This is a genomic window from Citrobacter sp. Cb004, assembly GCF_030337065.1.
Classification (GTDB): Bacteria; Pseudomonadota; Gammaproteobacteria; order Enterobacterales; family Enterobacteriaceae; genus Citrobacter; species Citrobacter braakii.
In genome coordinates this window covers 70,228-90,377 of the sequence record NZ_JAOWCH010000066.1, presented here as the reverse complement: position 1 = coordinate 90,377, position 20,150 = coordinate 70,228, and the positions used below count along the sequence as shown (strand labels likewise).

The 20,150-nt window shown below is 52.4% G+C and carries 20 protein-coding genes, 1 other RNA gene and 1 pseudogene; 10 read left to right on the top strand and 12 right to left on the bottom strand.

Annotation, left to right across the window (positions count from 1 at the left end; translation table 11 throughout):
• Positions 1-38: 38 nt before the first annotated feature.
• The 6 genes from acrA to OGV65_RS17690 all read left to right on the top strand — a co-directional run bounded on the left by acrA (position 39) and on the right by OGV65_RS17690 (position 6,832).
• Positions 39-1,232: a multidrug efflux RND transporter periplasmic adaptor subunit AcrA gene (acrA, locus tag OGV65_RS17715; protein WP_094760920.1), complete on the top strand. Its 1,194-nt coding sequence runs from the start codon at positions 39-41 to the stop codon at positions 1,230-1,232.
• Positions 1,233-1,254: 22 nt separating this feature from the next.
• The gene (gene acrB / locus OGV65_RS17710; protein ID WP_016152073.1) at positions 1,255-4,404 is read left to right on the top strand and encodes an efflux RND transporter permease AcrB; all 3,150 of its coding nucleotides are present in this window, start codon (positions 1,255-1,257) and stop codon (positions 4,402-4,404) included.
• 488 nt (positions 4,405-4,892) lie between these two features.
• Positions 4,893-5,267 (top strand): Hha toxicity modulator TomB, encoded by a 375-nt coding sequence (tomB, locus tag OGV65_RS17705; RefSeq protein WP_286455285.1) that lies wholly within the window; start codon positions 4,893-4,895, stop codon positions 5,265-5,267.
• A 27-nt stretch (positions 5,268-5,294) separates the two neighbouring features.
• A complete protein-coding gene (gene hha, locus OGV65_RS17700; RefSeq protein ID WP_002892050.1) occupies positions 5,295-5,513 on the top strand; it encodes a hemolysin expression-modulating protein Hha in 219 nt (72 codons plus the stop codon).
• A 180-nt stretch (positions 5,514-5,693) separates the two neighbouring features.
• Positions 5,694-6,245 (top strand): maltose O-acetyltransferase, encoded by a 552-nt coding sequence (maa, locus tag OGV65_RS17695; protein ID WP_286455284.1) that lies wholly within the window; start codon positions 5,694-5,696, stop codon positions 6,243-6,245.
• Positions 6,246-6,361: 116 nt separating this feature from the next.
• Positions 6,362-6,832 (top strand): YlaC family protein, encoded by a 471-nt coding sequence (locus OGV65_RS17690; RefSeq protein ID WP_016152071.1) that lies wholly within the window; start codon positions 6,362-6,364, stop codon positions 6,830-6,832.
• 78 nt (positions 6,833-6,910) lie between these two features.
• Here OGV65_RS17690 and ykgO read toward each other — a convergent pair whose 3' ends face one another.
• The gene (gene ykgO / locus OGV65_RS17685; protein ID WP_005125190.1) at positions 6,911-7,051 is read right to left on the bottom strand and encodes a type B 50S ribosomal protein L36; all 141 of its coding nucleotides are present in this window, start codon (positions 7,049-7,051) and stop codon (positions 6,911-6,913) included.
• A gap of 1 nt (position 7,052) precedes the next feature.
• The gene (locus tag OGV65_RS17680) at positions 7,053-7,313 is read right to left on the bottom strand and encodes a type B 50S ribosomal protein L31 (RefSeq protein ID WP_016152070.1); all 261 of its coding nucleotides are present in this window, start codon (positions 7,311-7,313) and stop codon (positions 7,053-7,055) included.
• 188 nt (positions 7,314-7,501) lie between these two features.
• On the opposite strand from OGV65_RS17680, the gene pdeB reads away from it, so the two are divergent.
• Positions 7,502-9,055 carry a cyclic di-3',5'-guanosine monophosphate phosphodiesterase PdeB gene (gene pdeB / locus OGV65_RS17675; RefSeq protein ID WP_047501906.1) on the top strand — a complete coding sequence of 518 codons (1,554 nt, stop codon included), beginning with the start codon at positions 7,502-7,504 and terminating at the stop codon, positions 9,053-9,055.
• Positions 9,056-9,106: 51 nt separating this feature from the next.
• Here pdeB and OGV65_RS17670 read toward each other — a convergent pair whose 3' ends face one another.
• Both OGV65_RS17670 and yczE read right to left on the bottom strand, forming a co-directional pair.
• Positions 9,107-9,460: a DUF1428 domain-containing protein gene (locus OGV65_RS17670; RefSeq protein ID WP_003831033.1), complete on the bottom strand. Its 354-nt coding sequence runs from the start codon at positions 9,458-9,460 to the stop codon at positions 9,107-9,109.
• A gap of 64 nt (positions 9,461-9,524) precedes the next feature.
• Positions 9,525-10,154: a membrane protein YczE gene (gene yczE, locus OGV65_RS17665; RefSeq protein ID WP_016155872.1), complete on the bottom strand. Its 630-nt coding sequence runs from the start codon at positions 10,152-10,154 to the stop codon at positions 9,525-9,527.
• Positions 10,155-10,241: 87 nt separating this feature from the next.
• Between yczE and yczR the strand changes: the two genes are divergently transcribed.
• On the top strand, positions 10,242-11,669 hold the full coding sequence (gene yczR, locus OGV65_RS17660; protein ID WP_047501908.1) for a MocR-like transcription factor YczR: 1,428 nt from the start codon (positions 10,242-10,244) through the stop codon (positions 11,667-11,669).
• A 59-nt stretch (positions 11,670-11,728) separates the two neighbouring features.
• On the opposite strand, the gene OGV65_RS17655 is transcribed toward yczR, so the two are convergent.
• The 3 genes from OGV65_RS17655 to ffs all read right to left on the bottom strand — a co-directional run bounded on the left by OGV65_RS17655 (position 11,729) and on the right by ffs (position 12,489).
• Positions 11,729-11,947, bottom strand: coding sequence for a hypothetical protein (locus OGV65_RS17655; protein WP_016152066.1), 219 nt, complete (start codon positions 11,945-11,947; stop codon positions 11,729-11,731).
• Positions 11,944-12,195 (bottom strand): hypothetical protein, encoded by a 252-nt coding sequence (locus OGV65_RS17650; RefSeq protein WP_259685574.1) that lies wholly within the window; start codon positions 12,193-12,195, stop codon positions 11,944-11,946. Before OGV65_RS17650 ends, OGV65_RS17655 begins: the two co-directional genes overlap by 4 nt.
• A 197-nt stretch (positions 12,196-12,392) precedes the next feature.
• Positions 12,393-12,489: signal recognition particle sRNA small type (ffs, locus tag OGV65_RS17645), an RNA gene on the bottom strand.
• Positions 12,490-12,573: 84 nt separating this feature from the next.
• Here ffs and OGV65_RS17640 point away from each other — a divergent pair.
• Positions 12,574-12,963: pseudogene (locus OGV65_RS17640) on the top strand (MGMT family protein).
• A gap of 31 nt (positions 12,964-12,994) precedes the next feature.
• Here the strand turns inward: OGV65_RS17640 and OGV65_RS17635 are convergent.
• Entirely contained in the window at positions 12,995-13,564 is a 570-nt protein-coding gene (locus OGV65_RS17635; protein WP_016152063.1) for a YbaY family lipoprotein, read from the bottom strand.
• A gap of 212 nt (positions 13,565-13,776) precedes the next feature.
• On the opposite strand from OGV65_RS17635, the gene tesB reads away from it, so the two are divergent.
• Positions 13,777-14,637: an acyl-CoA thioesterase II gene (gene tesB, locus OGV65_RS17630; protein WP_016152062.1), complete on the top strand. Its 861-nt coding sequence runs from the start codon at positions 13,777-13,779 to the stop codon at positions 14,635-14,637.
• 49 nt (positions 14,638-14,686) lie between these two features.
• Here the strand turns inward: tesB and amtB are convergent, their stop codons facing one another.
• From amtB to OGV65_RS17610, 4 genes are all read right to left on the bottom strand, one after another.
• Positions 14,687-15,973, bottom strand: a complete 1,287-nt coding sequence (gene amtB / locus OGV65_RS17625; protein ID WP_008783954.1) for an ammonium transporter AmtB — start codon at positions 15,971-15,973, stop codon at positions 14,687-14,689.
• 31 nt (positions 15,974-16,004) lie between these two features.
• A complete protein-coding gene (gene glnK, locus OGV65_RS17620; RefSeq protein ID WP_003021657.1) occupies positions 16,005-16,343 on the bottom strand; it encodes a P-II family nitrogen regulator in 339 nt (112 codons plus the stop codon).
• Positions 16,344-16,599: 256 nt separating this feature from the next.
• A complete protein-coding gene (locus OGV65_RS17615) occupies positions 16,600-18,378 on the bottom strand; it encodes a SmdB family multidrug efflux ABC transporter permease/ATP-binding protein (RefSeq protein WP_047501912.1) in 1,779 nt (592 codons plus the stop codon).
• Positions 18,371-20,143 carry a SmdA family multidrug ABC transporter permease/ATP-binding protein gene (locus tag OGV65_RS17610; protein WP_286455283.1) on the bottom strand — a complete coding sequence of 591 codons (1,773 nt, stop codon included), beginning with the start codon at positions 20,141-20,143 and terminating at the stop codon, positions 18,371-18,373. The genes OGV65_RS17615 and OGV65_RS17610 overlap by 8 nt, the downstream gene beginning before the upstream one ends.
• Between the last annotated feature and the right edge of the window lie 7 nt (positions 20,144-20,150).

Genomic DNA, 20,150 nt, shown 5'->3' with positions numbered 1-20,150 from the left:
CATTGATCAATTTGAAATCGGACACTCGAGGTTTACATATGAACAAAAACAGAGGGTTAACGCCTCTGGCAGTCGTTCTGATGCTCTCAGGCAGCTTAGCGCTAACAGGATGTGACGACAAACAGGCCCAACAAGGGGGCCAGCAGATGCCAGAGGTTGGAGTTGTTACGCTCAAAACTGAACCTCTACAGATAACAACCGAACTCCCGGGTCGCACCAGTGCGTATCGCATTGCAGAAGTTCGTCCTCAGGTTAGCGGTATTATCCTGAAGCGTAACTTCACGGAAGGTGGTGACATCGAAGCGGGTGTATCTCTCTATCAGATTGATCCTGCTACTTACCAGGCCGCTTATGAAAGCGCAAAAGGCGATCTGGCAAAAGCACAAGCCGCAGCAAATATCGCTCAACTGACGGTCAAACGTTATCAGAAACTGTTGGGTACTAAGTACATCAGTCAACAGGATTACGATAGTGCACTGGCAGACGCACAGCAGGCGAACGCCTCCGTTGTCGCCGCGAAAGCCGCGGTAGAAACTGCACGCATCAATCTGGCTTATACCAAAGTGACGTCGCCGATCAGCGGCCGCATTGGTAAATCATCCGTTACTGAAGGCGCTCTGGTGCAAAACGGTCAGGCAACTGCACTGGCAACCGTTCAGCAGTTGGATCCCATCTATGTGGACGTGACGCAGTCAAGCAACGATTTCCTGCGCCTGAAACAAGAGTTGGCCAACGGCACGCTGAAGCAAGAAAACGGTAAAGCGAAAGTCGAACTGGTGACCAATGACGGCATTAAATTCCCGCAGTCCGGTACGCTGGAATTTTCTGATGTCACGGTAGATCAAACCACCGGGTCGATTACGTTACGCGCAATCTTCCCTAACCCGGATCACACCTTACTGCCGGGTATGTTCGTCCGTGCTCGTCTGGAAGAAGGGACTAACCCAACTGCATTACTGGTTCCACAGCAAGGCGTTACCCGCACACCGCGTGGCGATGCCAGTGCATTGGTTATCGGTGCAGACAACAAAGTTGAAACCCGTCAAATTGTTGCCGCACAAGCGATTGGCGACAAATGGTTAGTCACTGATGGACTTAAACCGGGCGACCGCGTGATTGTCACTGGGCTGCAAAAAGTACGTCCTGGCGCTCAGGTAAAAGCGCAGGAAGTCACCGCTGATAACAACCAGCAAGGTGCAAGCGGTAGCCAGCCTGAACAGTCCAAGTCTTAACTTAAACAGGAGCCGTTAAGACATGCCTAATTTCTTTATCGATCGCCCAATATTTGCGTGGGTGATCGCCATTATCATCATGTTGGCAGGGGGGCTCGCGATCCTCAAATTGCCGGTAGCGCAATATCCGACTATTGCACCGCCAGCAGTGACGATCTCCGCGACCTACCCTGGCGCTGATGCCAAAACAGTACAGGATACTGTTACTCAGGTTATCGAACAGAATATGAACGGTATCGATAACCTGATGTACATGTCCTCAAACAGTGACTCCACGGGTACCGTGCAGATCACGCTTACCTTTCAGTCTGGTACTGATGCGGATATCGCGCAGGTACAGGTGCAGAACAAACTGCAGCTGGCAATGCCGCTTCTACCGCAGGAAGTACAACAACAGGGTGTGAGCGTTGAGAAATCATCCAGTAGCTTCCTGATGGTTGTCGGCGTAATCAACACCAACGGCACCATGACGCAGGAGGATATTTCCGACTACGTGGGCGCCAACATGAAGGACGCCATCAGCCGTACTTCAGGTGTGGGTGATGTTCAGCTGTTCGGTTCCCAGTACGCGATGCGCATCTGGATGGATCCGAACAAACTGAATAACTTCCAGCTGACGCCGGTTGATGTGATCAGCGCCATCAAAGCGCAGAACGCCCAGGTTGCAGCCGGTCAGTTAGGCGGTACGCCGCCGGTGAAAGGCCAGCAACTTAACGCTTCGATCATCGCGCAAACCCGTCTGACCTCCGCCGATGAGTTCAGCAAAATTCTGCTGAAAGTGAATCAGGACGGTTCCCAGGTGCGCCTGCGTGACGTAGCGAAAGTCGAACTGGGTGGCGAGAACTACGACATCATTGCGAAGTTCAACGGTAAACCGGCATCCGGTCTGGGTATCAAGCTGGCGACAGGCGCTAACGCCCTGGACACCGCAAACGCTATCCGCGATGAACTGAAGAAGATGGAACCGTTCTTCCCGTCAGGTCTGAAGATCGTTTACCCGTATGACACCACGCCGTTCGTGAAAATCTCTATTCACGAAGTAGTGAAAACGCTGGCGGAAGCCATCATCCTCGTGTTCCTGGTAATGTATCTGTTCCTGCAGAACTTCCGCGCGACGCTGATTCCGACTATCGCCGTGCCGGTGGTGCTATTGGGTACGTTTGCCGTCCTTGCGATTTTCGGCTTCTCGATAAACACGCTGACGATGTTCGGGATGGTGCTCGCCATCGGCCTGTTGGTGGATGACGCCATCGTTGTGGTCGAGAACGTTGAACGTGTAATGGCTGAGGAAGGGCTACCGCCGAAGGAAGCAACGCGTAAATCGATGGGCCAGATTCAGGGCGCACTGGTTGGTATCGCTATGGTGCTGTCAGCGGTATTTATTCCGATGGCCTTCTTCGGGGGATCTACCGGTGCAATTTACCGTCAGTTCTCCATCACCATTGTTTCGGCGATGGCGTTATCAGTCTTGGTGGCATTGATTCTGACCCCTGCCCTGTGTGCGACCATGCTCAAACCGGTTGCTAAAGGCGATCACGGAGAAGGCAAAAAAGGTTTCTTCGGCTGGTTTAACCGCATGTTCGATAAGAGCACGCACCATTACACCGACAGCGTGGGCGGAATTCTGCGCAGCACCGGTCGTTATCTGGCGCTGTATCTGATCATCGTCGTGGGTATGGCCTATCTGTTCGTTCGTCTGCCAAGCTCGTTCCTGCCAGATGAAGACCAGGGGGTATTCCTGTCAATGGCTCAGCTGCCAGCGGGTGCAACGCAAGAGCGTACCCAGAAGGTGCTGGACGAAATGACGGATTACTATCTGACCAAAGAAAAAGCGAACGTTGAATCGGTGTTTGCCGTTAACGGCTTCGGTTTTGCAGGACGTGGTCAGAACACCGGTATCGCGTTCGTGTCTCTGAAAGACTGGAGTGAACGTCCAGGCGAGGAGAACAAGGTTGAGGCAATTACTCAACGTGCGATGGGCGCATTCTCGCAGATTAAAGACGCGATGGTCTTTGCTTTTAACCTGCCAGCGATTGTGGAGTTAGGGACCGCGACCGGTTTCGACTTCCAGCTGATTGACCAGGCAGGTTTAGGTCATGAGAAGCTAACTCAGGCGCGTAACCAGCTGTTTGGTGAAGTTGCGAAACATCCTGATCTGTTAGTCGGCGTACGTCCTAACGGTCTGGAAGATACGCCGCAGTTCAAGATCGATATCGATCAGGAAAAAGCGCAGGCTCTGGGTGTATCCATTAGTGATATTAATACAACGCTGGGTGCAGCATGGGGCGGAAGCTACGTAAATGACTTCATCGACCGTGGTCGTGTGAAGAAAGTTTACATCATGTCTGAAGCGAAATACCGTATGTTGCCGGAAGATATTGGAAACTGGTATGTCCGCGGTAGCGATGGACAGATGGTACCGTTCTCCGCCTTCTCTACCTCACGTTGGGAATATGGTTCACCGCGTCTGGAACGCTATAACGGTCTGCCTTCCATGGAAATCTTAGGCCAGGCCGCACCGGGTAAAAGTACCGGTGAAGCCATGGCAATGATGGAGGAACTGGCCAGCAAACTGCCATCCGGTATCGGCTATGACTGGACCGGTATGTCCTACCAGGAACGACTGTCCGGCAACCAGGCCCCTGCTCTGTATGCCATTTCACTGATTGTCGTATTCCTGTGTCTGGCGGCATTGTACGAGAGCTGGTCAATTCCGTTCTCCGTCATGCTGGTGGTACCGTTAGGTGTTATCGGTGCATTGCTGGCGGCAACGTTCCGCGGCCTGACCAACGACGTTTACTTCCAGGTAGGCCTGCTCACAACCATTGGGTTGTCGGCGAAGAACGCGATACTTATCGTCGAATTCGCCAAAGACTTGATGGATAAAGAGGGTAAAGGTCTGATAGAGGCGACGCTGGATGCGGTCCGCATGCGTTTACGTCCGATCCTGATGACATCGCTGGCCTTTATTCTGGGCGTAATGCCGCTGGTTATCAGCTCCGGCGCAGGCTCCGGCGCGCAGAACGCCGTTGGTACTGGCGTAATGGGCGGGATGGTGACGGCAACCGTGTTGGCTATCTTCTTTGTTCCGGTGTTCTTTGTGGTGGTACGCCGCCGCTTTAGCCGCAAAAGTGAAGATCTTGAGCATAGCCACTCAGTAGACCATCATTGATAGATCTCTAAAGATAAGGCCGCGCAAGCGGCCTTTTTTCTGGAAAAATCATAAAAATCACTTATTGCTATTTCGTTTATTTTCTCCAGGGTAAATAAGCGATATAATCCCTGTAGCCTTAAAGGCTATTCTTAAAAAAACATTGAGAGTTCTTATTTACTTTAATAAATATTAAGATTATTCCTGGTAAGCGGTTCACATTGTCGATTGTTACCTTTCGTTGCTAAACCTAATCAAGATAACTCGATGATTGCCCGAAGAATAAAGAAATTGTCCGATTCCGAATAACCGCATTTATCTGTTAAAATGTAAAAATGACCTGACATCATAAGTTTGCATAATTGTAATTTTTCGTGATATGACGATGAAATCTTTTTTAGACTAGATTATAGTTAAATCATCAGGAGTCGCGGGCAAGTTCCAGGTAGTCTGTTGTATCCATCCCGAAGGTGTTCGGTTAGTTTAAGCCACGAAGAAGGGGATGCGTTATGGATGAATACTCACCCAAAAGACATGATATCGCGCAGCTTAAATTTCTCTGCGAAACCCTGTATCATGACTGTCTTGCAAACCTTGAACAAAGTAACCATGGCTGGGTTAATGACCCTACCTCTGCCACCAGCTTGCAGCTCAATGAACTGATAGAGCATATTGCAACCTTCGCACTTAATTATAAAATTAAGTACAATGAGGACAATAAGCTGGTCGCGCAGATAGATGAATACCTGGATGACACTTTTATGTTGTTCAGCAGTTATGGTATTAATACGCAGAATCTGCAGAAATGGCGGAAGTCAGGTAATCGACTGTTTCGCTGTTTTGTCAATGCCACCAGGGCTAATCCTGTTAGTTTGTCTTGTTAAAAATTATTACAATCATAGGTAAGATTTATGTCCGATAAACCATTAACTAAAACTGATTATTTGATGCGCCTGCGACGTTGTCAGACAATTGACACACTTGAGCGCGTTATTGAAAAAAATAAATATGAATTGTCCGACAACGAACTGGCTGTATTTTACTCAGCAGCAGATCACCGCCTTGCTGAATTGACTATGAATAAGCTCTACGACAAGATTCCAACTTCTGTTTGGAAATTCATTCGCTAATTGCTCACGGGTTAAGTCAGGTATAGCGGTACATTTGTCTGGCTGACCATTTTCGTATTTACAATGGTTATTTAAATCAAATCACGTGACTACGATCACAGCGAAGAAGTGGGAACGTTCCCCTTGCTTGCATTGCGTTTTACTGTGTTGAAATGACCTCCAGTACACAGGAAATTCGTAATGAGTAATGAAAAGCAAAAAATGATCGCCGGTGAACTTTATCGCCCGGCGGATGAAACATTGCGCCACGACCGTCTACGCGCTCGTCAGTTGACCCATCGCTACAACCTCACCGCTCCCGATGAAAAAAATGCGCGACAAGCTATCCTGCATGAGCTGTTGGGCCAGAGCGAAGGGGCTTACATTGAACCCTCTTTTCGTTGTGATTACGGCTATAACATTTATCTCGGTAAAGAATTTTACGCCAACTTCGACTGCGTTATGCTCGACGTCTGCCCGATCCATATTGGCGACAGCTGCATGTTAGCCCCAGGAGTCCATATTTATACCGCCACCCACCCGCTGGATGCCACCGAGCGAAACAGTGGCATGGAGCTCGGCAAACCCGTGACTATTGGCAACAACGTCTGGATAGGTGGACGCGCAGTGATAAACCCTGGCGTAACGTTGGGTGATAACGTGGTTGTGGCCTCAGGCGCGGTGGTCACGAAAAGCGTTCCGGCAAACTGCGTGGTTGGGGGCAATCCCGCCAGGATTATCAAAACGCTGTGATCTTAAATGTAACTGTTATGCTAAATTGTGGTTAATCTGTTACTTTCTTCACAAGGTATCCCCTTTTAAAATAGGGCGATCGCATCTGAATATCGCAGACACCACAAAGGCAAGAGATGACAGAAATACAGCGCCTGCTTACCGAAACCATCGACGACTTAAATATTCGCGAAAAGCGCGACAACAAACCGCGCTTTAGCATCAGCTTTATTCGCAAACATCCCGGCTTGTTCATCGGCATGTATGTTGCGTGGTTTGCCACGCTGGCGGTGATGCTGCAGTCAGAAACGTTAGTCGATTCAGTATGGCTGCTGGTGGTTCTGTTCGTCATACTCAACGCGTTTTTCTTTTTCGACGTTGCGCCGCGATACCGCTTTGAAGATATCGACGTACTGGATTTCAGAGTTTGCTATAACGGGGAATGGTATAACACGCGCTTTGTCCCCCCTTCACTCATCGATACCATCCTGCACTCACCTTCCGTCGATAGCGAACATAAAGCGCAGCTGCAAAAGATGATATCGCGTAAGGGTGAACTCTCGTTTTACGATGTCTTTACGCTAACCCGTCCCCAGACCAGCCAGTAACCACATCTCAACGCAGATAAAAAAAGTGCGTCCCGATGAAGGAAACGCACTTTAATCCCTGAAATGTTGGTAAAGAAACTAACGTCTTTTTTTACGCCCCTGAACAGCTTTAAAGCGCGGATTCGTTTTGCAGATTACGTACAAACGCCCTTTGCGTTTCACTATCTGGCAGTCAGGATGACGCTGTTTTGCACTACGAAGTGAATTGAGTACCTGCATCTTAACCTCGCTTAGTGCCAATAAAATGACCAAAACGTTTCTGGAAACGTGCTGCACTGCCTTCGTTATCAAAGGTTTTTTGTTTCCCGGTATAGTACGGATGCGATTTGGAAGAGATATCCAGGGTCACGTACGGATACATTTTCCCCTCAAACTCAATCTCACGTTCCGTTTTAATGGTCGAGCCGACCTTAAAAAATTCATTGGCACTGGTATCGTGAAACACCACAGTACGGTAAAAAGGATGAATATCCGGCTTCATGGCAACCTCAATTTGCTACGTTATAACATAACAATCAAAATACACCACTCTTGTATAAATCACAACCTGGTTTACGCGATTAAGAGTTAAACGGGATGATAAGTGGCCGTAAATATATGATGCCAATCGAATAGCTTTTTCGGCTTTCGGATATACTTTCCTTACGCTGTGTTAATAAGGATATCACTGTGATAACACGACATCTGATAAGCCTGGTGACTGGGGTGCTGTTTCTTTCCATCCTCGCGCCCGTAGGTTTAAGCCTGTGGTTGGCGCATCGTCAGGTCGAAACGAAATTTATCGATGAACTCGATATGTTCTCAACCCGAGTCGCATTACGTACGGAACGCGTAGGTGAACAGGCCAAAAAAGCGTTGCGCCATATTGAAGCGTTTCAGGGTGAACCTTGTAGTGAAGAGCATCTGCTTGAAATGCGTCGTTTGTCATATAGCTATCGCTATATTCAGGAAGTACTGTACCTCAAAGATAACGTTCCACAATGCTCATCCCTGGAAAAAAGAAGCCGGGCAGCCGCGTTTCCTCCAGCAATGAAAATCACGCCCGATGGCTACCACGCATGGTTGACCATGCAAAACGATTTGGGCATCAAGCGTTTTATGGCGGCATTAGGTAGCAAGCATTACGTCGTGATGATCGATCCCGGATCTTTTATTGATGTCATCCCGTTTGGCTCATGGCCGATTGAAGTCGCTATCCTTGGTACCGCGCGTAACACGGTGGTAGCCAGTAGCACCGATCTGCCACCGGATGTTTTACAACATGTGCAACTAGAGCATTCGATTACCCATCTGCAGAAAGACGGCAGTATTTATAACGCCCGCCCCTTCCCCGAACTGGGCATTACGGTTGTAACCTGGGCATCCACTGTACCTTTGCAAAAAAGCTGGCACCGACAAGCGCTAATCTGGCTGCCGGCAGGGATCCTTCTCGGCTTACTCACCGCAGCCTTTATTCTGCGTATTTTGCGCCGTTTACAGTCCCCTCATCACCAGTTGCAGGACGCTATCCAGCATCGGGATATCAAGGTCTACTACCAACCGATTATCTCGCTCAAAACGGGGAAAGTGGTCGGGGCAGAGGCGCTGGCTCGCTGGCCACAGGCCGACGGGAGCTATCTGTCGCCTGAGATTTTCGTCGCACTGGCGCAAGAGACCGGGCTTTCAGAGCCGCTCACCCGTTTGATTATTGAAAGCGTATTTGACGATTTAGGAAAATGGTTGCGTCAATATCCCCACCAGCATATATCCATTAACCTTGAGTCAGCCGATCTGACCTCCGAAACACTTCCTGCTCTGTTAAGCCAGAAGGTGAACCACTGGCAACTTAAGCCTGCACAAATCGCACTGGAACTGACCGAACGCGAATTTGCCGACCCAAAAAACAGCGCGCCGTTTATTGCTAAATACCGACAGGCAGGCCATTCGATCTATATTGATGACTTTGGTACCGGCTATTCAAGTCTTAGCTATTTGCAGGATCTGGATGTGGATATCCTGAAGATCGACAAATCGTTCGTCGATGCGCTGGAGTACAACAACGTCACGCCGCATATCATCGAGATCGCGAAAACGCTGAAGCTGGAGATGGTGGCAGAAGGTATTGAAACCGAGAATCAGGAAGCCTGGCTACGCCAGCACGGCGTGCAGTACGGTCAGGGCTGGCTTTACAGTAAAGCGCTGCCGAAAGCAGAATTTATTCTGTGGGCAGAAAAACGGCTTTAGCATGGCTGTTGATGGTGAGATGGCTGGCGGCACGCCGCACAGCCAGTCACATCACTCTTCCATAATGGGCGCAAATCCACCGTAGATCATTCGCTTGCCATCAAATGGCATAGATTCACCGAATTCCTTCATACGGGGATCGGACATCATCTTCTGATTCGCCGCATCGCGGACCTCTTTGGAAGGGTATTCAATCCAGCTGAATACCACTTCCTCATGATCCTGCGCTTTCACAGCCATGCGAAAATCGGTCAGTTTGCCGTCGGGGACATCATCTGCCCAGCACTCCACCACGCGCAATGCACCGAACTCCTTGAAAAGCGGAGCTGCTTTTGCCGCCATCGCAATATACGCCTCCTTGTTTTCAGCGGGTACGGCAACCACAAAGCCATCAACATACTTCATGAGAAAAACCTCCGAAGTGTACTGCGCGGCAAGCCGATTCCGGCCGCGTCAGTCGAGGTTAAGTTTAGTCGCCAGCAGGCGATCGTGCCCCAGGCGCATTCCTGATGCGAATACGCGCCTGCGGCTGATGGCAAAACCATGGCAGGCAAATTTGAATCAGCGGCCCAATAGCCAGTGCATACAGCACCGTTCCAAACCCAACGGTTCCCCCCAACAGCCAACCAATAAGCAACACGGACACTTCGATTGCGGTTCGAATTCGTCGTACTGGCCAGCCGGTACGCGCGTGAATTCCAGTCATCAGACCGTCACGCGGGCCCGCGCCAAAACCGGCACCAATGTACAGAGCGGTTGCTAACGCATTCAGTATCACCGCTGACACCAGCAGCCCGCTGCGCGCCAGCAGGGATTCAAATCCCGGAATCACCAGCAGCGCGACATCTGCCGCCAGCCCAATCATAATCACGTTGCTCAACGTGCCAAACCCTGGGCGCTGGCGTAGCGGTATCCACGCCAGAAGCACCAACACACCCACGGCAATAATCACCACGCCGATATTCATCGACAGTAAATTTGCCACCCCCAGGTGAAACACGTTCCACGGATCGGCCCCTAAATCGGCACGGACAAACATCGCCGTCGACACACCGTACAACGTCAGCCCAATAAACAGCTGAAGTAAACGACGCAGCATGTTCTTCCCCTCTTACTCTCAGATAACTTTCATCTTCACCGCAATTGGCACTATGATTAATGTCCAGTTTTCAAAAAGTGGACTGCTATGTCATCTCGCCGTTACGGAAGCCAGTCTTTGCAACGCCTGCTCGGACACTGGCAGGAAAGTCCCTCGCGAACGCCCATCTGGCGACAGTTGGCAGAAGCGTTACGTTTGCTGATCCTCGATGGGCGACTGGCGCTGGATAGCCGCTTGCCCGGTGAACGCGAACTCGCTGCCGTTCTGCAAGTCAGCCGAACCACCGTCGCCAGCGCCATGGCGCAACTGCGTGAGGAGGGATATCTGGAAAGCCGACATGGTAGCGGTTCACGGGTGATCCTTCCGGAACACATTCGCCATGTGCCAACGCGGACCAGCACTGGCACAGCGCTTGATTTGTCCACGGCAGCGCTGAGTGCCGGTCCTGAAATTCATCAGGCTTACCAGCAGGCACTGTTCGCAATGCCGCAGCATCTGCTGAGCTCCGGGTATCTACCGCAGGGACTGTCGGTTTTGCGTGAATCCATCGCCCGGCATTATTGCGAACGCGGACTCCCGACGCAGCCCGACGAAATAATGGTCGTGAACGGCGCGGTCAGCGGTCTGGCGTTGATCCTGCGTTTACTCACCGGCCCCGGCGATCGCGTAGTGGTAGATCACCCCACTTATCCGCTGGCCATTGCAGCAATACAAGGGGCGTCATGTCGCCCCGTCGGCGTGTCGCTGCCCGAGCACGGTTGGGATACGGCGGGTCTGGTCGCCACCATCGCGCAAACTGCACCGAGAATGGCCTATCTGATGCCGGATTTTCACAACCCGACCGGGCGCTGTATGGACACCGCTACTCGCCAGGTCGTGGCGGATATTGCTGAAAGAACCCACACGACGTTGGTGGTCGATGAGACCATGGTGAACCTGTGGTATGACGCCCCACCGCCACCGCCGCTTGCCGCATTCAATCGCGATGCCCCAATCATCCTGCTCGGTTCAGCAGGGAAAAGCTTTTGGGGCGGATTACGTCTGGGCTGGATTCGGGCGTCGGCGCGTACCATTGCCGCGCTGGTCCAAACCCGCGACACCTTCGATTTGGGCTCCCCGGTGCTTGAACAACTCGCCACCAGTTGGCTGCTGGATAACGCCGAGGACTTTCTTCCTGACAGAAGACGCCGGCTCACATCACAGCGAGACCTGTGCTCGCGCCTGATGAACTCACATTTTCCGGAATGGCAATTTACCCAGCCACAAGGAGGACTCTCTTTCTGGGTTGAACTGCCTGATACGCTGGCGACGCTCTTTGCCACGCGCGCCGAAAGCGCAGGCATTCAGTTGGGAACCGGTACGCGGTTCGGCCTTGATGGCGCATTCGACCGATTTTTGCGTATGCCCTTCACGTTGCCGGATGACACAGCGTGTGCCGCCTTCAGAGTGTTGCAACCCATTTGGGATAGCCTGCGTTTGCAGGCCAGCGGCGGGAAAATGCGTAAAATAATCTAAACGACGAGTTAAAGGACTCGCTCTTGAATGCCGTGATGGACGAGGAGGTCCTGGCAATACTACCGCTGAGGAGGAACCGGAAAACCCTTCAGGGAAATCACGAAATTCTCACCGTCTTTCTTAATTTTTGCCCCAGCATCACACCAGTCGGAGGCAATACGGAAGAACTCATCGCTGCCGACATTCCAGCTCAGACGAACGTGTTTCACATAACCGGAGCGCAGCATTTCACAGGCTTCGCCATAATTACAGGCGGTTGAGAGCGATTGTTGTTTCATTTTTTCTTCTTCAGTAATCTTCGCAATGCTTTGATTTCTTTAGGAGTCAGTGCGTCAACTACGGATTCTTCCGTATGCTGGCTATCGATATCCTCAGCGGAGACTCCCACCTCTTCAATGACGGAAAACGCGATCAGTAGCAGTTTTTCCGTGGCGATACTCAAATTTTCATTATGCACTTCAGCATAATGGCGAAGCTTTTCTTTTAGCGCCTCATCAACTTTGACATTCAATACAGCGGTCGACATCGTAGAAAATCCTTGTGGTCAGCCACAACACACCGGATGTAAGACCATGTCATTACAGCGCAATGGCGGCGGCAAAAGCTCAAATAACATCCCCAAAACACAGTGACAGTATTTGATGACAATAAAATGACGATCCGATGACAAAGAAAAGAAGATAAACAGAAGAGAAATTGCCGGACGGCAGAATTGGGTGGGGGCCCTGCCAGCTACATCCCGGCACACACGTCATCTGCCTTGGCTGCTTCCTTCCGGACCTGACCTGGTAAACAGAGTAGTGTTGCGGGAGAACCAACAGAGCCCCCATTGAGAGCGTTGTTAACCAACGCGCAGGCGCATTATCACTGCTGCACCCTGTAATTGCAACCCATCCAGCATCGGATGCTGTTTTCTTGTGCAATGCGGCTTCACTCCTTCGCCATTCGGCATTATGCTGGAGGATTAGCGCAGGAATAAATGATGGATATACAGGACTCTTTCCCCCAACGCGTCTGGCAAATCGTCGCTTCAATCCCCGAAGGTTTCGTCACCACGTATGGCGATGTTGCCCGGCTTGCGGGATCGCCGCGCGCTGCGCGTCAGGTAGGCGGCGTGCTTAAACGTCTCCCCGAAGGCAGCGCCCTGCCCTGGCATCGGGTGGTCAATCGCCACGGAGCCATTTCGCTGACGGGTCCCGACCTGCAACGACAACGTCAGGCGTTGCTGGCAGAAGGAATAGTGGTTTCAGGAAGCGGACAGATCGATTTACAGCGCTATCGCTGGGTGTACTAACCCTCTCCAGGCGGAGAGGGTTACAACGACTTTAGTACTGCGTGGGAGCCGGAACCGCAGATGACGGATTCACCTGGGTTGGTGAAGTAGACGGAACCGTGGTAGTAGCCCCACCGCTCGCCTGAACCGGTACTGCTGTTTGCTGTACAGGGACCAACGTCAGGTCGGCTTTAGTCCCACCCTGATTGATGACCGTCTGAACGGTATCAGTAATAAAGACCAGTTTATCATTTACCGTAATAGCCGCACTCAGCAGAATACGGGCGTTAGGTTGAATATCTGCCGGGTTGAACGGTAATACAAAGCTGAATGGCGCTTGTTTACCTTCAGTACGAACCGCTTTTTGCGACAGCACTTTTGACGGCGCATCGGCCAGTGAAGCATCTGACAGCGTAACGGTTAGCACCGCATCGGGTGGCAAGGCCACTTTCTGACGGATCCATACTGTACCGGAGACATTTGGCTGCTGAATTTTAGACTGTGTGTCAGAAATTGACGTATTAGGGCTTGGCGCAGGTGTCTGAATATCAGCGCTTTTATCGGCACAGGCCGCCAGAGCGACTGCAACCGCTAAACCACTTACCATGTGCACGAGTTTCATTAAATTCTCCTTATCATCTATGCACCAGCGAGAACTTTCCTCGCCAGAAGAGTGGTTAACAAAAACATAACGTGACTAAGTGTGGCACAAGACAGCTATTTTTGCCTGTAATAGGCCAGTAATTCAGACAATTGCACCCATCGGACCACTTTTAAAATTGCGTTATACTCTGCCTACCTCGCTGCGACATCGATATCACCTGGAGAGCACGTATGAGTCTGGCACTGAAAAATTTGCTGACATTGTTAAATCTGGAAAAAATTGAAGAAGGACTCTTTCGGGGCCAAAGTGAAGACTTAGGGTTACGTCAGGTTTTTGGGGGACAGGTTGTCGGTCAGGCGCTGTATGCCGCAAAAGAAACCGTACCGGAAGAGCGTCTGGTACACTCTTTTCACAGCTACTTTTTACGCCCCGGCGATAGCCAAAAGCCCATAATCTATGATGTGGAAGTCCTGCGTGATGGTAACAGCTTCAGCGCGCGCCGCGTTGCCGCGATCCAGAATGGTAAACCCATTTTTTACATGACCGCCTCTTTTCAGGCACCGGAAGACGGATTTGAACATCAGAAAACCATGCCGGATGCGCCGGGTCCCGATGAGCTGAAATCAGAAACGGAAATTGCCCGCTCAGTGGCGCATTTGCTGCCGCCGCTGTTGAAAGAAAAATTTATCAACGATCGTCCGTTGGAAGTACGCCCTGTCGAGTTTCATAACCCCCTCAAAGGTCACGTCGCACCTCCGACGCGCCAGGTGTGGATTCGCGCTAACGGCGTGCTGCAGGACGATCTGCGCGTCCATCAGTATCTGCTGGGTTATGCCTCAGACCTGAACTTCCTGCCTGTTGCGCTGCAACCGTACGGGATTGGCTTCCTGGAAAAAGGGATTCAGATCGCCACCATTGACCATTCTATGTGGTTCCACCGTCCGTTTAATATCAATGAATGGCTGCTATATAACGTCGAGAGTACTTCGGCATCCGGTGCCCGGGGCTTTGTACGCGGAGAGTTTTATACCCAGGATGGCGTGCTGGTCGCTTCTACCGTACAGGAAGGGGTAATGCGTAATCGCAATTGAGAATTGCCGGATGGTGGCGCAAAAGCGTTGCCATCCGGCAAATTGAGAATCAGGCGTTGTAAGCGTTCTCGCCGTGACTGTTTACATCCAGACCTTCGCGCTCCTGCTCTTCCGGTACGCGCAAACCAACCGTCATATCCGCCAGCTTATAGCCAATGAAAGCCACCACGCCAGACCAGACGATGGTGATCGCCACGCTTTCCAGTTGCACCAGCAGCTGATGCCCCATGGTCACGCCCTCGGCAAAGCCCACGCCTCCCAAAGAGCTGGCAGCGAAAACTCCGGTCAGGATACAGCCGACAATGCCGCACACGCCGTGAACGCCAAACACGTCACACGGATCGTCCACACGCAGAAAACGCTTCAGCATGGTCACGCCCCACAGGCCTGCCAGACCCGCAACGACACCGATAATCAGCGCGCCGCCGACACCGATATAGCCACATGCAGGTGTTACGCCCACCAGACCCGCAATGGCACCAGAGCAGGCGCCCAGCAGAGACGGTTTACCACGCAGCGCCCATTCACCGAAGATCCATCCGAGGATGGCTGCAGCGGTGGCGACCACGGTATTAACGAAGGCCAGTGCGGCGATTTCATTTGCCGTACCCGCTGAACCAGCATTAAAGCCAAACCAACCAATGTAGAGAATAGCGGTACCGGTGAAGACCATCGGCAGGTTATGCGGTTTAAAAGCTTCTTTGCCAAAACCGACACGTTTGCCAATCAGATACGCGCCTACCAGACCGGCAATCGCCGCGTTGATGTGCACAACCGTTCCGCCGGCAAAATCCAGCGCGCCGTGGGAAGCCAGCAAGCCGCCGCCCCAGACCATATGAGCAATGGGGATGTACGACAGCGTTAACCATACCACCACAAAAATCAGCACCGCGGAGAAGCGAATACGTTCAGCCAGCGCACCGACGATTAGCCCAACGGTGATGCAGGCGAACGAGCCCTGAAAAGCAACGTGAATGTACTGGTAGAAGCTCCCCGTTACCGCCGTTAGCGCAATATTCTTCAGCAATACCCAGTTGAAGTTGCCGAAGAAATTATTTCCTTCGCCAAAGGCCAGTGAGTAGCCATAAACCACCCATAAAATACAAACCAGAGCAAATGTCACCGTAACCTGAGTCAGCATCGACAGCACGTTCTTACCGCGAATCAAACCGCCGTAGAACAGCGCAATGCCAGGGATGGTCATAAACAGCACCAACGCGGTACAGATCATCATAAAAGCGTTATCCGCTTTATCCGCAACCGCCGGTGCCGCCATCGCCAGTCCCGGCAGCAGCGCCAGTGAAGCAATACCTGTTTTCATCGTTGCTATCTTCATTTTTTGGTTTCCTATCACTGTGTGCCAGACGTTACAGTGCGGCTTCGTCGGCTTCGCCGGTACGAATACGAATCACACGTTGCAGCTCGGCGACGAAGATTTTGCCGTCGCCAATTTTTCCGGTGTATGCCGCCTTACTGATGACATCAATCACGCCATCCAGTTGGTCGTCGGCAATCGCCACATCAATCTTCACCTTCGGCAGAAAATTGACGCTATATTCAGCCCCACGGTACAGCTCAGCATGACCTTTCTGTCGGCCAAACCCCTTCACTTCGGTGACGGTCAGCCCCTGAATACCAATAGACGACAATGCTTCACGGACGTCTTCCAGTTTGAACGGTTTGATTACCACGGTAACCAGCTTCATAGATCCCCTCCAGTCAGAATTCAGTAGTGGCTGCAGATACACGAGAGGAATATTGCAAGGGATGTGCCAGGAATGAAAAAGGCGGGATGATTCAGGTTCTCAGGGTACTTCCGGGAGAGGAAAAGAAAAAACGCACTATAACGGTGCATAGTGCGTTACATTTTTGCACCAGATTGTTGATTGCCGGATGGCAGCGTAAACGCCTTATCCGGCCTACGAGACCGTGCTGGCCCCAGACCGGATAAGCGCCGCGCCATCAGGCGATAACAGAATCGTCTTGCGTGCTGGCGGCTAACTCTTCACCCGCCAGTTGCAGCTGATACATCTGCCAGTAACGGCCTTGCGCCGCCAGTAATTGCTGGTGCGTACCACGCTCCACCGCCTGACCGCGATGCAGCACCAGAATGGTGTCCGCATCGACAATCGTCGATAACCGATGCGCAATCACCACCAACGTGGTGTGTTCACGTACCGCCGCCAGAGCTTGCTGAATGGCCTGTTCAGTACCGGAGTCAATACTGGCCGTGGCTTCGTCGAGGATCAACACCTGTGGCGTTTCAACCAACACCCGCGCCAACGCCAGCAGCTGTTTTTGACCAACAGAGAGATTATTGCCCTGCTCGCCCAGCCGGGTATGAATCCCCTCGCTCAGACCTCGCGCCAGTTCAGCCAGTTGCACGGTCTCCAGCGCCTGCCATACTCGCTCTTCTGAGATATCGCGGCCCAGCGTAACGTTCGCCAGGAAGGTATCTGCCATCACCACCGGATCCTGCTGCACCATGGCGATGCCCTGACGTAACGCACCGTGGCTCAGTGAAGACAGCGGCCGTCCATCAAGGCGGATTTCCCCCTGCGTCAGCGGGTAGTAACCCATCAGCAGGCTGGCGAGCGTGCTTTTACCACTGCCGGTGTGTCCGACCAAAGCCACAAAGCTGCGCGAAGGCACGGACAGACTGATATTTTGCAGCACCAGATTGTCGTCGCGATAGGCAAATGAAACGTTATCCACCTCAATGTCCCCGCTCTTTAGCGGTCGCTCATCTTCACCATAGCGCTGACGTGGCCCATCCATCAGTTCGAACACTCGCTCACCGGCGACAACCGCCTGCTGCAGCATTGATTGCTGAGTGGTCAACTCGATCAGCGGTTCGTTCAAACGGCCGAGATAGCTGATAAACGCGTACAGCACGCCAACCTCGATCGAGCTGCCAGAGGTAAAACTGAACAGCATCAGCAATCCGCAGAGGATCAGCGCCGAGAAAAGGCTAAGCAGCGGGCGCAACAAAAAACCATCCAGTCGCAGGGTTTGCATACGCGCCATATAGTGCGAGCGGCTTGCTTCGCCCATTCTCTCGCCAAATCGCGCCTGCTGGCGGAACTGCTGGATAACACTCATGCCGTTGATGACTTCGTTAAAGCCATCGTTAATATCCGCCAGATAAGCGCGAACCCGGCGCACAATCGGGGTGCTGTAGCGTTGATAAATCACCATCACCACCAGCACGGCCGGGAAAATGGCCATCGCCACTACCGCCATACGCCACTCAAGGCTGAACATCGCTACCAGCATGGCGCCAATTAATGCCGCGCTGCGCAGGACCGTTGCTACCACCGTCACGTACAGGTCGCGAATAACTTCGGTGTCATTGGTCACGCGGGAGATTAGCTGCCCGACAGGTTGAGTATCAAAGGCGCTGAGCGGCTGGCGCAGCGCAGCGTCCATTACGTCGGTGCGCAACTGTTGTACTACGCCAACTGCCGCCTGGTTAAACAGCAATGACTGCGCGTAATGCAGGCCAGCCGCCAGCAGTTGCAGACCGATATATGCCGCAACCAGCCCGGCGACCATCGCCAGCGGCAGATTATTCTTCGCCACCATGTTATCGATAAAATAGCTAATCAGCAGCGGACCGCTGACTTCCGCCGCAGCCGCCACCCACAGCATGACTACCGCAATAGCCAGCTGTTTTCGCCATGGAGAGCCATACGCCAGCAATCTTTTCAGGGTCGGCCATAATTGCCCAAAACTACGCATTAGCCGCCTCCTCGTTTATCTCTGGTGCATCAGTCAGCGCCGCTTCCAGTTGCTGATAGCGGTACATATCGCGATACCAGCCAGGCTGCTGCACTAACGCATCATGCTCGCCGCGCTGGGCAATATGCCCATGCTGCATCACGATAATCTCACTGGCTTCCGTCAGGGCCGATAAACGGTGGGCGCTAATAATGACGGTTCTGCCTTCGCCCCACTGGCGCAGGTTATGCAGGATCTGATGCTCGGTACGACCATCTACCGCCGACAGCGCATCATCCAGAATCAAGATTTCAGCGTTCAGGAGTAGCGCTCGAGCGATGGAAATACGCTGTTTTTGCCCACCAGACAGCATCACCCCACGTTCGCCAACTTCGGTGTCGTAGCCCTGCGGAAGACGTAAAATATCCTCATGAACGCTGGCAAGGCGTGCCACATACTCGATCTCTTCCTGCGTGGCCTGAGGGCGTCCTAACGCGATGTTATTGCCAATGGTATCCGAAAACAGGAATGGCGTCTGGCTGACAACTGCCAGCCGGCTGCGCCAGCTATCCAGTTGTAATCGCGTTAAGGGGATATCATGAAAGCGCACATCGCCGTGGGTGATATCAAAATGACGCTGAATCAGCGACAGCACCGTACTTTTCCCCGCGCCGGTAGGCCCACAAATGCCCAGCATCTGCCCAGGTTTAAGCTGGAAGTTCACATTTTCCAGCGCCGGGTGTGTCGTTTGCGGGTAGCAAAATTCGCGAATCGCCACCGCCAGCTCCCCACGTCCTTCCGGTACCGGTTCAGTGCCGTCATCCACCACCGGCGCTTCAGACAGCATGGCGCGAATACGGCTGTACGCCGCGCTGCCACGTTCGACGATGTTAAACATCCATGCCAGCGCCAGCATCGGCCAAATCATCAAACCGAGATACATCATAAAGCTGGTGAGCTGGCCGAGCGTCAGCGAGCCGTGCACCACCATCCAGCTTCCCCCAGCAATCGCCAGTAGGTTAGCCATGCCAATGGCGATATAAATCGTGGGATCAAAACGGGCGTCAATGCGCGCCACGCGCAGGTTTTTCTTACCGGTATCTTCGGCATCGGCGGCAAATAATGCCGATTGCCGATCCTCCAGACCGAAGGCCTTGATCATGCGAATACTGGTCAGGCTTTCCTGAGTACGGTCGTTGAGACTGGAAAACGCCGCCTGCGCCAGCTTAAAGCGGTTATGGAGTCGATCGCCGTAACGTTTGATCATCAACGCCATCACCGGCATCGGCAGCAGCGCAATTAACGTCAGCTGCCAGCTTATCTGCGTTGACATCACGATCAGCACCGCACATCCCATTACCAGCGAATCTACCAGCGTCAGCACGCCTTCTCCGGCGGCAAATACGACCCGATCGACATCGTTGGTCGCACGCGCCATCAGATCGCCCGTGCGGTGACGCAGATAAAATTCTGGATGCTGGCGACTCAACTGACGGTAATAATCTTCCCGCAGCTCAACCGCCAGTTGGTAGGATGCGCCAAACAGCAGCACGCGCCAGACATAGCGCAGCAAATAAACCACCACTGCAATCAGGGCAATTGTTCCCACCCACATCAGCAGTCGCTCGGTGGTGAAGCGTTGAGTCGTCACGCCATCCACAATGATCCCGACCACTTTCGGCGGAATAAGCTGAAGGATAGCGATGATGATAAGCAGGGCCACCGCCCCGAGGTAGCGACGCCACTCCCGGCGGAAGTACCAGCTTAATTGAGCAAATAATCGCACGCGTTAT

What these genes read in the sequence shown, in the direction of transcription:
- acrA (WP_094760920.1), top strand. Translation starts at nt 39, where the DNA reads ATGAACAAAAACAGAGGGTTAACGCCTCTGGCAGTCGTTCTGATGCTC.
- acrB (WP_016152073.1), top strand. Translation starts at nt 1,255, where the DNA reads ATGCCTAATTTCTTTATCGATCGCCCAATATTTGCGTGGGTGATCGCC.
- tomB (WP_286455285.1), top strand. Translation starts at nt 4,893, where the DNA reads ATGGATGAATACTCACCCAAAAGACATGATATCGCGCAGCTTAAATTT.
- hha (WP_002892050.1), top strand. Translation starts at nt 5,295, where the DNA reads ATGTCCGATAAACCATTAACTAAAACTGATTATTTGATGCGCCTGCGA.
- maa (WP_286455284.1), top strand. Translation starts at nt 5,694, where the DNA reads ATGAGTAATGAAAAGCAAAAAATGATCGCCGGTGAACTTTATCGCCCG.
- OGV65_RS17690 (WP_016152071.1), top strand. Translation starts at nt 6,362, where the DNA reads ATGACAGAAATACAGCGCCTGCTTACCGAAACCATCGACGACTTAAAT.
- ykgO (WP_005125190.1), bottom strand. Translation starts at nt 7,051, where the DNA reads ATGCAGGTACTCAATTCACTTCGTAGTGCAAAACAGCGTCATCCTGAC.
- OGV65_RS17680 (WP_016152070.1), bottom strand. Translation starts at nt 7,313, where the DNA reads ATGAAGCCGGATATTCATCCTTTTTACCGTACTGTGGTGTTTCACGAT.
- OGV65_RS17670 (WP_003831033.1), bottom strand. Translation starts at nt 9,460, where the DNA reads ATGAAGTATGTTGATGGCTTTGTGGTTGCCGTACCCGCTGAAAACAAG.
- yczE (WP_016155872.1), bottom strand. Translation starts at nt 10,154, where the DNA reads ATGCTGCGTCGTTTACTTCAGCTGTTTATTGGGCTGACGTTGTACGGT.
- yczR (WP_047501908.1), top strand. Translation starts at nt 10,242, where the DNA reads ATGTCATCTCGCCGTTACGGAAGCCAGTCTTTGCAACGCCTGCTCGGA.
- OGV65_RS17655 (WP_016152066.1), bottom strand. Translation starts at nt 11,947, where the DNA reads ATGAAACAACAATCGCTCTCAACCGCCTGTAATTATGGCGAAGCCTGT.
- OGV65_RS17650 (WP_259685574.1), bottom strand. Translation starts at nt 12,195, where the DNA reads ATGTCGACCGCTGTATTGAATGTCAAAGTTGATGAGGCGCTAAAAGAA.
- OGV65_RS17635 (WP_016152063.1), bottom strand. Translation starts at nt 13,564, where the DNA reads ATGAAACTCGTGCACATGGTAAGTGGTTTAGCGGTTGCAGTCGCTCTG.
- tesB (WP_016152062.1), top strand. Translation starts at nt 13,777, where the DNA reads ATGAGTCTGGCACTGAAAAATTTGCTGACATTGTTAAATCTGGAAAAA.
- amtB (WP_008783954.1), bottom strand. Translation starts at nt 15,973, where the DNA reads ATGAAGATAGCAACGATGAAAACAGGTATTGCTTCACTGGCGCTGCTG.
- glnK (WP_003021657.1), bottom strand. Translation starts at nt 16,343, where the DNA reads ATGAAGCTGGTTACCGTGGTAATCAAACCGTTCAAACTGGAAGACGTC.
- OGV65_RS17615 (WP_047501912.1), bottom strand. Translation starts at nt 18,378, where the DNA reads ATGCGTAGTTTTGGGCAATTATGGCCGACCCTGAAAAGATTGCTGGCG.